The 13,570-nt window shown below is 48.5% G+C and carries 10 protein-coding genes; all 10 read right to left on the bottom strand.

Annotated elements, in window-relative coordinates; all coding sequences use genetic code 11:
* Positions 1–295 precede the first annotated feature (295 nt).
* The 10 genes from ahpF to JCM2765_RS14025 all read right to left on the bottom strand — a co-directional run bounded on the left by ahpF (position 296) and on the right by JCM2765_RS14025 (position 13,182).
* A complete protein-coding gene (ahpF, locus tag JCM2765_RS14070) occupies positions 296–1,843 on the bottom strand; it encodes an alkyl hydroperoxide reductase subunit F (protein ID WP_054737274.1) in 1,548 nt (515 codons plus the stop codon).
* 1 nt (position 1,844) lies between these two features.
* Positions 1,845–2,408 carry an alkyl hydroperoxide reductase subunit C gene (gene ahpC / locus JCM2765_RS14065; RefSeq protein ID WP_054737273.1) on the bottom strand — a complete coding sequence of 188 codons (564 nt, stop codon included), beginning with the start codon at positions 2,406–2,408 and terminating at the stop codon, positions 1,845–1,847.
* 285 nt (positions 2,409–2,693) lie between these two features.
* Positions 2,694–3,836, bottom strand: coding sequence for an IMP dehydrogenase (gene guaB / locus JCM2765_RS14060; RefSeq protein ID WP_054737272.1), 1,143 nt, complete (start codon positions 3,834–3,836; stop codon positions 2,694–2,696).
* A 1,009-nt stretch (positions 3,837–4,845) separates the two neighbouring features.
* The gene (locus JCM2765_RS14050) at positions 4,846–5,703 is read right to left on the bottom strand and encodes a diguanylate cyclase domain-containing protein (protein WP_054737270.1); all 858 of its coding nucleotides are present in this window, start codon (positions 5,701–5,703) and stop codon (positions 4,846–4,848) included.
* Positions 5,700–7,718: a cellulose biosynthesis cyclic di-GMP-binding regulatory protein BcsB gene (locus JCM2765_RS14045; protein ID WP_054737269.1), complete on the bottom strand. Its 2,019-nt coding sequence runs from the start codon at positions 7,716–7,718 to the stop codon at positions 5,700–5,702. Before JCM2765_RS14045 ends, JCM2765_RS14050 begins: the two co-directional genes overlap by 4 nt.
* Before the next feature lie 31 nt (positions 7,719–7,749).
* Positions 7,750–9,003, bottom strand: a complete 1,254-nt coding sequence (locus JCM2765_RS14040) for a glycosyltransferase family 2 protein (RefSeq protein ID WP_173585557.1) — start codon at positions 9,001–9,003, stop codon at positions 7,750–7,752.
* Between the two features lie 11 nt (positions 9,004–9,014).
* Positions 9,015–10,574, bottom strand: a complete 1,560-nt coding sequence (locus JCM2765_RS14035) for a hypothetical protein (RefSeq protein WP_054737268.1) — start codon at positions 10,572–10,574, stop codon at positions 9,015–9,017.
* Positions 10,567–10,743 (bottom strand): YfdI family membrane protein, encoded by a 177-nt coding sequence (locus JCM2765_RS18370; RefSeq protein ID WP_225352114.1) that lies wholly within the window; start codon positions 10,741–10,743, stop codon positions 10,567–10,569. Before JCM2765_RS18370 ends, JCM2765_RS14035 begins: the two co-directional genes overlap by 8 nt.
* On the bottom strand, positions 10,688–12,043 hold the full coding sequence (gene wsfD / locus JCM2765_RS14030) for a glycan biosynthesis hexose transferase WsfD (protein ID WP_225352113.1): 1,356 nt from the start codon (positions 12,041–12,043) through the stop codon (positions 10,688–10,690). The genes JCM2765_RS18370 and wsfD overlap by 56 nt, the downstream gene beginning before the upstream one ends.
* Before the next feature lie 11 nt (positions 12,044–12,054).
* Positions 12,055–13,182: a hypothetical protein gene (locus JCM2765_RS14025; protein ID WP_054737267.1), complete on the bottom strand. Its 1,128-nt coding sequence runs from the start codon at positions 13,180–13,182 to the stop codon at positions 12,055–12,057.
* Positions 13,183–13,570: the final 388 nt, after the last annotated feature.

Raw genomic sequence — 13,570 nt, 5'->3', positions numbered from 1 at the left:
TTTTTAGGCAGTTTCGCTTGAACTACCTTACACATAACCTTCTGCTTCTCCCAACGCGTTTCGGCGCGGTGTCCTAAAAACTGAAAAGTTTCCTCTTCCACAAGGATAACTAAAAAATTTCATGGTTTAATCCCCAAGCGCCGAAAACAACGTCGCCTCAATGAACGTCGCCACCATCACTTTCCAGCTCACTCCACTCACCAGTTATCAAACAAAAAAACAGCCTACAAATTCCTAAACCTCAGAAATTCGTAAAGCTGTTTTCTTATAACGTCTTTATAATATCAAATCAAACTCAATCAGCCGTCTGCCGCACCAACGCATCAAACGCCCCAAGCGCGGCCGTTGCGCCAGCACCCATCGCAATCACGATCTGCTTGTAAGCTGAATCCGTGCAGTCACCTGCCGCAAAAACGTTGGTGGCGTTAGTAGCCCCAGAACGGTCCACGATGATTTCACCGTGTTGGTTCCGAGCAACCGTATCACCTAACCAGTTCGTGTTGGGCGTCAACCCAATTTGGACAAAGACGCCGTCAACGTTGAGCTGCTGTGCGGTCTGGTCGGCTTGGTTCAAATACTGCAAGCCAGTCACCCGACCATCGCCGGTAATCGCCGTGGTTTTCGCACTCGTTGCAACGTCCACGTTCGCTAGCGTCTTCAACTTCTGCTGTAACACGGCATCAGCTGATAGCGTTGCGCCGAATTCCAGCACAGTAACGTGTTTGGCAATGCCTGCCAAATCAATCGCCGCTTCAACGCCAGAGTTACCACCGCCAATCACCGCAACGGCCTTATCCCGGTACAGGGGACCGTCACAGTGCGGGCAGTAGGCCACGCCACGATTTTGAAATTCCGTTTCACCTGGCACGCCAACCTGACGCCATTGCGCACCAGTTGCGATGATGACCGTTTTGGCGCGTAACTGATTGTCGCCAGTTAACATCACCGTCACCGGACTTCCTGGCTGCAGGGCCGTCACCGTTTGGCCGTCGATCAGCGTCACGTGGTATTTGGTCAACTGAGCTTGAATCTGTTGCATCAGTTGTTCGCCTTCCACGTAATCGGTGCCAATCAAGTTTTCGATGCCGACCGTTTCGAGAGGCTGACCGCCGAAGTGATCGGCGACAACTGCTGTCGCTAACCCCTTCCGCGCTGCATAGACGGCAGCGGCACCAGCAGCCGGACCACCACCAATAATCAAAACGTCGTAAAGTTGTTCTTGGGTCGCCGTTGAAACCGGTGCGACTGCGGGTTGACCAACGGCTAAGTTGACCAATTCCGCTAACGTTGCACGACCACTATGCCACTCCTGTCCGTTTAAGAACACCGTTGGCACGGCCATGATGTTGCGCGATTCTGCTTCGGCCTGATACATACCGCCTTCGATCATCGTGTGGGTGATCTTCGGGTTCAGCACACTCATCATGTTCAGCGCCTGCACAACGTCTGGGCAGTTGTGACAACTCAGACTCGCAAAGGTTTCAAAGTGTAACGGCTCATCGATGGCTTCGATGCGTTGCCGCAACTCAGCCGACATCTTTGGTGCATGTCCTGAAACTTGGAGCAGTGCGAGTACGAATGATTCAAACTCGTGTCCCAAAGGAATTCCAGCAAACGTGATACCGCTGGGTTCACCATCCGCCAAGTCAATGGTAAAACTTGGTTGCCGTTTCAAGTGACCGGTTTGTACCGTCAGCTTATCCGACAGCGCCGCCACTTCGGTTAAAAAAGCGTGCGTTTGTTCGCCATTTTGACCAGCGCCAGCATCCAACGTGAACACGACTGGCTTCACTAATAAGGTTAAATACTGCGATAATTGTTGTTTTAATATATCTGTTAACATGTTAAATCTTCCCCACAAGATCAAGTCCTGGGGTTAGGGTTGCGGTGCCTTCCTTCCACTTGGCAGGACAAACTTCGCCTGGGTGGGTTTCAACGTACTGACCCGCTTTGATTCGGTCGAGGTATTCACTCGCATTCCGGCCAATGCCATCAGCGTTGATTTCGAGTGATTGAATAACCCCTTCTTTGTCTAAAATAAAGGTCCCCCGTTGCGCTAATCCCTGTTCTTCATCGAAAACGTCAAACATCCGCGCTAATTGGTGTGATGGATCACCAATCATTGCATATTGTAACTTTCCAACTGCTTCGGACTCATCATGCCATGCCTTGTGCACAAAGTGGGTGTCTTCAGAAACTGAATAAACCTCGACCCCCATTTGTTGTAGCGTCGCATATTGATCTTGTAAGTCTTCCAACTCAGTTGGGCAAACGAACGAAAAATCTGCCGGGTAAAACATCACGACACTCCAATGCCCCATTAAATCTGCATCATTAACCTCAATGAACTCACCATTTTGGTACGCTTGTGCCTTGAATGCCTCGACTTTTTTTCCAACTAAACTCATAACTAATGCCCTCCTTTGTTTGATCGCCTTTAGTATACAATAGAATGATTCTAATTTAAAGGGTAAATTTGGCTTTCATAACAAATTTGTTTATTGTAATTAATTTATTTATTTTTCAAAATTCGATTCATGCTGGCCGTCACAGCGTTTGCAGCCAACCATGAACTAAGATGACGCACAAAAAATAACGCCACTAATTCCCAAATAGGAACTAGTGACGTTATTCGTCATCCTATAACTCACTTTCAGTTAAGTGCTGAAAATTGAATTATGTTTCAGTTTACTTTATTTGTAGTTAGGCGCTGCCTTAGTCAATTGCACATCGTGTGGGTGCGATTCAACTAAACCGGCGTTTGAGATGCGAACAAATTGGGCATTGTCGATCAAGTCTTGAACCGTCTTGGAACCGGTGTAACCCATGCCTGAACGAAGACCACCGACCATTTGGAAGATAATATCATCGATGCTACCCTTGTATTCAACTCGGGCTTCGATGCCTTCTGGCACTAACTTGTTGGCTTCGTTGACGCCACCTTGGAAGTAACGGTCAGCTGAACCGTGTGACATTGCGGCTAACGAACCCATGCCACGGTAAGTCTTGTACTTTTTGCCGTTATCTTCAAAGACTTCACCAGGGGCTTCATCCGTCCCGGATAACATTGACCCCAACATAACGGCGTTGCCACCGGCTGCCAAGGCTTTAACGATGTCACCAGAGTACTTGATCCCACCATCAGCGATGATTGGCTTGTTGAATTCTTGGGCCACTTCGGCTGCGTCGTAAATGGCAGTTAATTGAGGCACCCCAACACCGGCAACGACCCGAGTGGTACAGATTGAACCAGGGCCGATCCCAACTTTGACAACATCAACGCCGGCTTCAAATAATGCGCGGGTCCCAGAACCAGTGGCAACGTTCCCGGCAATCAAAGTAGCATCGGTGAACTTATCGCGAATTTGAGCGATTTTCCGAAGAACGCCAGCTGAGTGACCGTGAGCCGTATCAATGATAATGGCATCGGCACCGGCATTTAGTAATGCTTGGGCCCGGTCAAAGGTATCAGACGTTACCCCAACAGCAGCGGCCACTAATAACCGGCCTTGGTCATCAACTGCGGCGTGCTTGGTATCGATTTGGTCAGCAGCAACGGCCTTCACCTTAGCCACTTCACCGGCTTGAGCATCGATACTCATGTTCTTGTGCACAACGCCAAGGCCACCGTTTTGGGCCATGGCAATCGCCATCTTCGATTCAGTGACCGTATCCATGCTGGCACTGAGGAATGGCACTTTCAATTTCAAATTATCGGCTAATTGGACCTGCAAATCGACGTCATTAGGTAACACATGACTTTCCGCTGGTATGAGCAACACATCATCAAACGTAATTCCTTGTTTTGCAAACTTTGTATCCCAATTAGTAGTCATTTGAAATAAACGCTCCCTGTATTTAAATTTTTTTGGTATTGTTTGGTAATATACCAGCCGTTTTCACAAAAAGCAAGTATTCTCATCAAACTATTATTATTTTCGTTCGATTTTTCCATTAAATTCAAATCAAAATTCAGTAAAACGCTTTAAGTCGTGATGGAATGTGAACGTTATTAACAGTTAATTCAGTTAGTGTTCGGAATGCAAATGGTGATTAGGGGATTCTGAGTGGGATATTGGGGGTTGGGGACGGAAAATGCGGGATTGGGATGTTGAGCTTTGTTTTGGGTGGTCTGAATTTGCGTTTATAGATGTTGCTCGATAATTTTCGTTTCATTTCTGCTTTTTTCCTATTCCCAACTGAATTTTGGCGACGTGCTTTAATGCTACGTTTGTTTCGGCTCGGTTGAGGCGGCGCCTTCTTGGGGTTTTGGTTTTATTCTGGATTAGGTACCTTAAACCCGTTTTCGGCCACCACACCGAAACGTGCGAAGTGAAGCAGAGAGTTGCATACAAGGACGCTCAAGAGTACTGTTCCAAGGTCTGTCCATTCCTATTACCAACTGGATTTGGGCGACGTGCTTTAATGCTATGTTTGTTTCGGCTCGGTTGAGGAGGCATCTTCTTGGGGTTTGGGTTTTATTCTGGGTTAAGGACCCTAAACCCGTTTTTGGCCACCACGACCGAAACGTGCGAAGTGAAGCAGAGAGTTGCATACAAGGACGCCCCAGCAACACTACCCAAAGCCCATCCGCTCCTATTACCAACCGAATTTCGGCGACGTGCTTTGCCATTACGTTTGTTTCGGCTACGTTGAGGAGGCATCTTCTTGGGGTTTGGGTTTTATTCTGGGTTAAGGACCCTAAACCCGTTTTCGGCCACCACGCCGAAACGTGCGAAGTGAAGCAGAGAGTTATGTATAAGCAAAAGACGTGTAAAGTCCGAAACCCAGGACTTTACACGTCTTTTGCTTATACGCCACTCTCTAACCGCTTCACTTCGCACTCTAACTCACATCATACTGAGTCTCCCTAATCCCAGCATTCATCAAATCATAAGGATTATTCATCTCTTCCGGATCCCACGTTGCGATTCCGACCACCATCGAAATAGCTAGGCTGGATAACCTTGTTTCGCCCGCTAACGCCTTGGCGAAGCCCGCTCTGATTCGGTCGGCGGCGATGTTGGCGCCTTCCTCATCCGAGAATAGCAGAATGGCCCACGTTGGGTCTTCGTTATCCACCAAGTACGTAATGTCGTTATCCCGCGTAATATCCTTAATCGTTTCCGAAGCGAGTTGCAACAAGACATTTAGTTGGTTTTCACTCATCATCCGCTTCATATCATCGAAGTAGCGAATCTTAATGATTACCGTCGATACCGGCAACTTAAATCGTTCATTGGTTTCGATAAATACCGAAGCATCTTCCACGTACGCTACGGTTGTCCGCAGGTTCGTTTGCTGGTCAAAAGCGCCCCGTTCAACTAAAGCGGCTCGCAAATCACCATTGGCTTGTTGCAGTGCCACCTGCGTTTGGGTCATCGCGTACAACGACAACGACAGCAAAATTGGCATCACTAGCCAGAAAAGTAGCGACCACGTAATGACGCCGTGGTTATTGCCATACTGGTAAATCGTCCAAATCACCTGACCCGCAATGAATACCATATTGGCCAACAAGCTGGGAATTAAGCCCAAAAAGTAGGTCAAAATCAGGAGTACGACCGTACAAAACAGGCTCACCACGTTCACCAACGAATGGCCACTGATCGTCATCAGTACCGCAACGGCGCTAAATAGCAGCAAAAACACCAGCAAGGCCACATCCTGAAAAATCGAATCACGTTGGTCATTATTGATCATGCGTTGCCCCTATTCAGTAAACCCTGTTTCCGAACGATCAAGAAGCCACCGAGACTGATCAGTACGAGTACGACCACGATGATGCCCAGATACAACAATAGCTGCGAATGACTGCTGAGACTGCGTTTTCGGGCTAATGCATCATCGATGTTCTTGTCCTTCTTGAACCGGTAACTGTAGTGGGTGTTATTTTCATCCACCACAATGGCGTCACCCGAGTACTGCTCGATATTCTTCTGGAAGTTGATCTGCGTCGATGCCAGGTAACTGGCTTCCGGTGTTGCGCCGGTCACCACCAGCAGGCCGCGTTTTTGATTATACGGCGACCGCAGTAACTGTACCGTCCCAATCGTTTTGCCGTAGTCGCGCTCGATGCTTAACTTTTCGTTGGATTGGAACCCGTTGAAGTGTTTGTCGTATTTAAAATACAACTTGTTATTCAACGCCTTCACCATCGCGTTGGTCTTCGGCGAGCCCATCACGATCACGTTGTGGCTCGCCAACACGTGCTTGGATGGTTGTTTGGTGTAGAACTGGATCTGACCGGTGTTGCTCTTTGAAAAACTGCCAATCAGGTTAAAGATGTTGGTCAACGTTTTGAAGTCGGTGGCATCAAACTTCTTTGGCACCACGACTGCAATCTGGTTATACGTCTGGTTCTTAATAAACAGGGTTGGGTAGTTCGTCAACAGCAAGTCGTTACTCCGCTGAGACTTCACCAGCATCCGCGACTGCGGCTCAACTTCGGCCCATGGCGTGTCGCTGTTATCCGAGCTATCCTGATCCTTCATTTCAAGGTCAAAGGCCACCCGCACCGTAAAACTGGTGCCAAGCGGCGTTCCCTTCGGCACCTTCAGCGTCAACGTATCACCGTTAGCATGAGCTGCAGTCAGCTTCTTACTCCCTAACGTGGTGTCATTGACGTAAGCCGTGACCAACGCCCTGTTGAAGTTGAGGTTCTTGCTGTATCTAAAATGCAGCTGGATCTCTGACCCATCCGCGTTCGACCGGTCATTGGGCAGACTCACAAAGTAGCTCGTCTCCCGGTGACCGGCGCCCTTGATCTCATCCGTGCCCTGAGTCAGTTGATAGCGCCCCTCGTCTTGAAGCACTGAGGTATAGGTGGCGGTTGCCATCGTCACCGTTTCGGTCGACTTATTAGTCTCCTTCATCAGTTCCTCGTTGGCAACGAAGCGCGCGGCCTGCTTTAGTAATTTTCCGTTGGGGGCGGTGACAATCAGGTAGTATTTGCCACCCGTATAGTGGGTTTGGATCACCGCTTGATGTTTGACCTTTTTGGCGTCCACTGCCTTCTTCAGGTCGCTTGGCAGGTGGTCGTAGGTTGTCACCGCCATCACGTAGTCGTTCTTCTTTACATTGGCCTTCGACGCTGGCACCACTTGAATTTGGTCGTTATCGGTGTTGATCACCCGTGACTCACCGGCGAGGGCAGTCATGCTAGCCGTCAGCTCGTTGGCAGTTGGCTGATCCGGCGTCATGATCCGCGAGCGCTGGTTCGCAATCGTATCCTGCCCGGAAAAGTGAGCGTAAAACGACTGCAACGTGTTCTCGGCTTCCTTCAAGGTATACTCAAAGTTGACGTTCGAGCCGTCCTTGATGGTTAACCAATTAGCTGGTGTTTGGGCCAAATCGTAATTGTCCTTACCAGCCTTATTCAGCACCTGACCGTTGATCTGGAGTTCGTTTTCACCACTCAACAGGTCCAGTGGAATCTTGATTTTTTCAGTTTGAAAGCCCATCTTATCCTTTGGCCGAAACGAGTCAAACTTGACCCCGTTGATTGACACGGTAATGTCTGACGTTTGCCGCGACGCTAACTGTGAGATTTGATAGTTAAAGTTAAACGTCGCCTTCTTCACTTTCCAGTAGTCCATTTTGGTAAAATACATGTTGGTCTCAACCGACTTCCCGGACAGGGTCGCCGTTGTATTTTGAAACTGCTGCGTATAGGTTTGGTTGGCCGCTTGTGCAGTCAAGGCTTGCCCACCCCACATCAAAACACCAAACAGGACAGCAACAATTAGTCTACTGATAACGTTTGGTCTTATACCACTTTGCTTGTTGATGAAAGACTTGTTCACGAATATACCCCACCATTCCGTAAGCCGCGACGGCTAACCACATTTGACTATAAACTAAGTACATAAAGATGATCAGTAACAGATTACTCAACGTAAGCTCACCCTTTTCAGTGGTGATCGTCACGAAAGTGCTGACCACAAACATCAAAATTGCAAACAACCACAGCCCGTTGCTGAACCCCTGCAGGTCCGAATGGGCGATTCCCGCTACCGATAACACAAACACCGTATCGGACAGCAACAGTGACGACATCAGTAAAAAGTAAACCGTTAAGTAGTACAGCAGGTCAAACCGAATTGGGCGACCTTTCTTTTGAAACAGCTGCTTGCCGTTCTTCAAAATCACGTAGATGTTACCCTTGACCCACCGGGTTCGCTGATGGAACCACACATCTAAGGTCTGCGGTTCCTGTTCCCAGGTGACGGCACGCGGTTGAAACTTGATTCGGTACCCCATCTGGTAGACTCGAAAACTAATTTCGGTATCCTCGGCTAAGGCCTTCACATCCCAGCCACCGATTTTTTCCAGCACGTCACGGCGAATCACGTAGTTCGTTCCCGGAATCGTACACAGATGAAATAGGTGCTGCCGGCCCGCTTGCGCCATCCACTGAAACGACAACGTTTCAATGTTGATAAACCGGGTTAGGATCGTGGCGTTCTTATTTCGCGTCCGAAACTTGCCGATGACGGCCGCTAACCGATCGTCACCCAGTAGTTCCGCCACTAAGATTCGTAACGCTTCGTGCTCTGGCGTATTATCCGCATCGTAGATTGAGATCAGGCTGCCCTTAGCGGTTTTCAAGCCGATATTTAGCGCGTTGGATTTGCCCTTCCCGCCATTGGTCTTATCGGTGTTGATCACCTTTAGACGGGTATGGCCGTACTGGCGCTGTAAATTGGCAAGCAGTTCCGCTGAGTTATCGCTGGAATTATCGTTGATCACAATGATCTCATAACGGTCGTGCGGATAGTCAAAACTCAGCAACGCCAGCACGGTCTTCACGATCACGATACCCTCATTATGCGCCGGCACCATAATCGACACAAACGGTACCTCATCCGGTAACACCGGATCCGGTTGCCCCGCTTGTTTCAAATACCAAGTGTACCCGGCGATGGTTAAAATCAGATTGACAATCAAAATGCCCCAGATTGAAATAATCGCAATCAGGAGGAAAAAATCAAGCACTGACACAACAATGCCTCCTATCGTCTAAACATATTGCGGTAGATTCGGCGTCCCAAGTAGATAAAGATCAGCATCACGACCAAAACGATCGTAAAGAATCCCGCGATAAGCACCCCTTGCAGTTTAAAGAACCCTTTAAATAGCACCTGTTGGTTTGGCGTCCCGCTGTTACTGGTCGCCGTCGTCACGTGGTCAGCCGTCACCGTTTCACGCTGCCCATTTAACAGGTAATTACCGCGTTGATACTCAACATCGGTCGACCCCGATATGAATTCAGTTTGCCAATTAACCGCTGGATCTAACCATGAATAGTTCAGTTGCTGTAGTTGCCGTTCGGTGTTGTGCACTTGAGTTGCCGTGTCTGGCAACTTAACGGTTACGGCAGTTGGACTGTTAAACTTGACGGTGTTTTCAGTTTGCCGCACGTCGTTCAACGATGACGCCGAAACTGCCAGTAGACTCATTTTCGCCGTTTGCGCATTATCATCTTGTTTCAGATAGGTTTGGTCACTGGTGTTCGGTAACAGCAACCAGTGATCCGCCTTCTTCAAGCTATTCTGACGTAACACGCGGTCTTGGTTCCAATACCCCGGCGCACTGATCCCCACCGGATAAACTTGATACCGCGCTAAACTTACCAGATAACTGGTAAACATGTCGTTTAACTCTTGCGCGTTCGCCGCAGTGGCGCCACCGACGATTGGGGTTTGAATAAAGACGATGCCGCCGCGGTCTTCTACTCGTCGTAGGTAGGCGGCGAACACTTTGAAGGCGTGCAACTCGGTATTTTGACTCACCGATACCGTGCTAATGGCGAAGGGAATGCCCATCCGCTCACAATAACGGCTGAGCCGGTCGAGATTTTTCAGGTGCGAGTACGGTGTCACGTTGCTGATGGTCAACAACGGCTGGTAAGTCGCCGTTCGCCCGAAGAGTGCCGCCAACGTCTGGACCGCCGCCAATAAGCTCAGTCCCTTGGTACTAAAATACGGCAGGTACCCGGTTTTCCCCACGATTAGCCCGTAACTGGTCGTTTTTTGATTTGCCTGCTGGGTACTTAACTTGCCAATCGTTTTGGCTTTTTTTGGCAAGCGATCCACCACCGTCATCGTTTCGCTGAATGGCAGAAGTTGCGACGTCCCTTGATTCTTCAGGATCAATTGTTGTTGATAAATGCGGTGCTGTTTCACACCAAGTTCCGCCGCCTCCGCAGACGTCAGGTTATCGCCAATATGAAGCTTAATGCCCTTAAACTTTTGGCGGTCACGCACAAACTGGTGATTGGTCAGTTCCGCTTTCGGCCAGTTGATCATGGTGATCACCCCGTCATAGCCGGTAAGTTCACCACTTTGGTAGTCCGACTCTTTGATGGTTTTAACCCGCAGATTCAAACTGGTTAATGCGCGTTGGAGGGTAGCGATTTTTTGGTTGGCCTTTGCCGTGGTATTTTGTGAATCATATACCAGTAAGACCCGCTCGTTGGTAGCTGCGTGAACACTGGGGCTTCGGACCATTCCAAAACCAATTAAGAACGCAATCATGGCAACTAAGCTATAACGAAGTGCACGTTTACTCATCCGTCTCACCGCCTTCCTCAGTCAGCCAAAGTCGGTGATTCAGCATGTCCGATGCAAACAGAACGAGGACTAGGTCCAAGCTGACCGGTGCCATAAACATGTGCTTGGCCAAGTCAGCATCGCCGTCGCCAATAATCGCGATAAACGGGACGAAGACGAAAATCGTCATCAGCCGCAACCTGGCAGAAACGCAAAATGCCCATGGTTCGGCCCGCTTTAAAGTCCAGATAGGCACTCACCGCGTAAACCGCGCTGAATACCACCGCTAATAAGCAGATAAACGCAAACTTACCCGGGAAAAAGGCCCCCATGTAGGTACTATACAGCGTAAAGAACTTGGTCTGCTCACCGGCCCGATGCCCACTATTGGCGGGATAATCGCCCACCGCTTTGACTTGGGTGATCATCACATCTTTAGAGGCCAGATCCATGAGGTTGAGGAACTGGCGGTGATTCTTAGCGTAGTATTTTAACACCCAGCCCATACTGTAATGGTTCAGGAGGTGGTTCTCCACGAATTTGCCGGTTGGCTTGACCGGATCAAAGGTCTTTGCGTAGTAGTCCTGCGACCGCATCAGCGCAAACCGCTCACTCATCTGGCCATCCTTGGCAATCTTATGACTCGGATCACTGGTTTCCATCAGCACCCCGTGTGAAAACGACTGGTACAGATTATAGTTGTTAAAGTCGGTGTTGATCGACGCGTAAATAATGACCCCAGAAGCCGCCAACGTCCCCATTCCAAGCATGATTGCTAATTTACGAGCTTTAAAATGCGGTAAGAACAGCAACCCGGCCGCCACCACCATGTAACTCAACGCCAACGGCGCGTTCTGCTGCTTACTGGTGATCAGGAAAATCGTGCTGACGAAAAACAGCACGACTGACGGCCAGTTGCGTTGGTAACAGTGCCGAGCCAGCAACATCACCGCCGCAAACGAGTACAGCGCCGCAATAAACATTTCGGGTTCGCCAAAAAACGAGTTAAAGTACAGCGTAAACGACGAATCCGCAAACACAAACACCACGATCAATGCCACCGCGTAACTCCGCCCCTTACGAAACGGATAAACCAGTGACTTGGTCAGCAGGTAAATCGCGCCAAGGTAAAACGCCTCGTAAATCGCGCCTAAAAACCGAATATCAAAAACGGTATGGCTGTAAAACAGCTTATTGAGTAAAATCGCCGCCCGCACAAACAACGACTGCGATGTTAACACCACAGCCTTATTTTCGTTAAAGTACTGGTAAATCCCGAATTTCGGAATCACGTAATCCAGATACTGATTAACGTGCGATGGCAGTCGGTATAACCCATTACTCAACGTTGCCCGGTAAAAATCGCCGTTATCCGCCAGCCCGTTAATTGGCGGCACAAATAGCAAAACACAACTTAAAATGGCCGCTAAAATTACCGCCATTAACTCCGGTGAGATATAATGTTGTCCTTTTCTTAGTATCGTTTTCATTTAAAACCGTCCTAATACATCGTTGCAACTAACCCCACTAAGTTATTGTACGAGTAGGCATCAGTTGTTTTTACATCACCAAGACCACCGTAAATCGGTGAGGTTTTGTCGGTCACTTGCCCCTGCCAAACCACCGCCATCGCCCGTTGATAGGCTTGCCGATGCCCCGCATTCGCAAAAATCATTGCCGCCAACGCGTAATTAGCGGCCGACTGATCACGATCCGTCACCGTGCCTAATGTGGTGTACTCATTGTAAAGTTGCTTGCGAGTCACCTGTTGGTTTAACCAGGAAAGCGACTGTGACTTTAATTGCCCCACTTCAGATAAGTGCAACAGCGTTTCCAACATCTCGGAAGTATTAAGCGCCTTCGCACTATACTGATTCGTTTGCCAGTTATAGCTACTTGCGTATAACGGGAACCCATCACCTAAGTACCCCTTTTTAACAACGGCTAATTGCTTGCGATAAAGTTTTTGCTCTGCTGGTGACACCGATTCAAAGTACTTTAATGTCAAGAGATCATAGTAGCTCAGGGCACTATCGTTGCTGGTTTCCTTGCTCTTCACATTATAGAAATCGGCCACCTGACCTGAATCTTTAATCACCGTTTGCCGGAGTAACGCAAATCGTTTGGCTGCTTCATGGCGGTATTTTGAACTATGCGTCAACTGCGTGTAGGTTTGAAGCGCTCGAATGACCCGTAGATCATCTAGCGTCGCGTTAACGTCAGCCTTTTTCCCGGTTTCTTCAATTCGGTAGCTAAATTGGTTTCCTTGATCAAATTGATCCTTGGTTGCTTTGTAAAATTGACGAAACTGCCCGTATCGATGCTGATTAACCAAGGCCGTTAACCACAGCCCGGATGATTCTAACAGTAAATCATGGCCGGTTGCGACTTGCTTGGAATTTTTACGTACGCGATAGTTTGTATAGAGGCCTTTGGTCGTTAACAGTCGCTGTTCAACAAACTGATTGAGTAACTTGGCCTGTTGAGCCGACTGATTATCATGCGACTGAATCACAAATTGCGCCGCCGATGTTTTCGGCACCGTTACCTTAACCTGTTTATGACAAGCGGTCAACATCACCAACGCCAACACGCTGATAACGATGATTCGCCATTTTCGTCGATTCATGTCGGCCCTCCATTCCAACAATTAATTTCCTAACTCTGGTTAATCTGGGCAAACGGGCAAATTAACGCCATTTAAACCGCTTGCGTCAGCCTCTGCTAAAAGACCCGTCAACGGCAGACAGCGTCTCCGGTAACGGGTCGGCCTTTAGACTTATCGTTTAAAGGTGAGCAATAATTAACTTTGAATTAATTATAACATGGGTTGTCATTGGGTTGAAGAGCTATCTAGAGATTGCCAGTTTTATCGCAATGGTTAATCTATAGTTCAAAAACGTGTCCTTCAGGCGGCTTTGGCGAGCGAAGCAATGACAAACAGCCTACAGAACTACACTCATTAGTAATTTAGACATCAAAAAAGCCGTTGATCTTAATGATCAACGACTTAGTTT

It is taken from the genome of Secundilactobacillus similis DSM 23365 = JCM 2765 (genome assembly GCF_001311075.1).
GTDB classification, from domain to species: Bacteria; Bacillota; Bacilli; order Lactobacillales; family Lactobacillaceae; genus Secundilactobacillus; species Secundilactobacillus similis.
The sequence above is the reverse complement of the archived record's forward strand: the minus strand, read 5'-3'. Positions and strand labels throughout refer to the sequence as shown.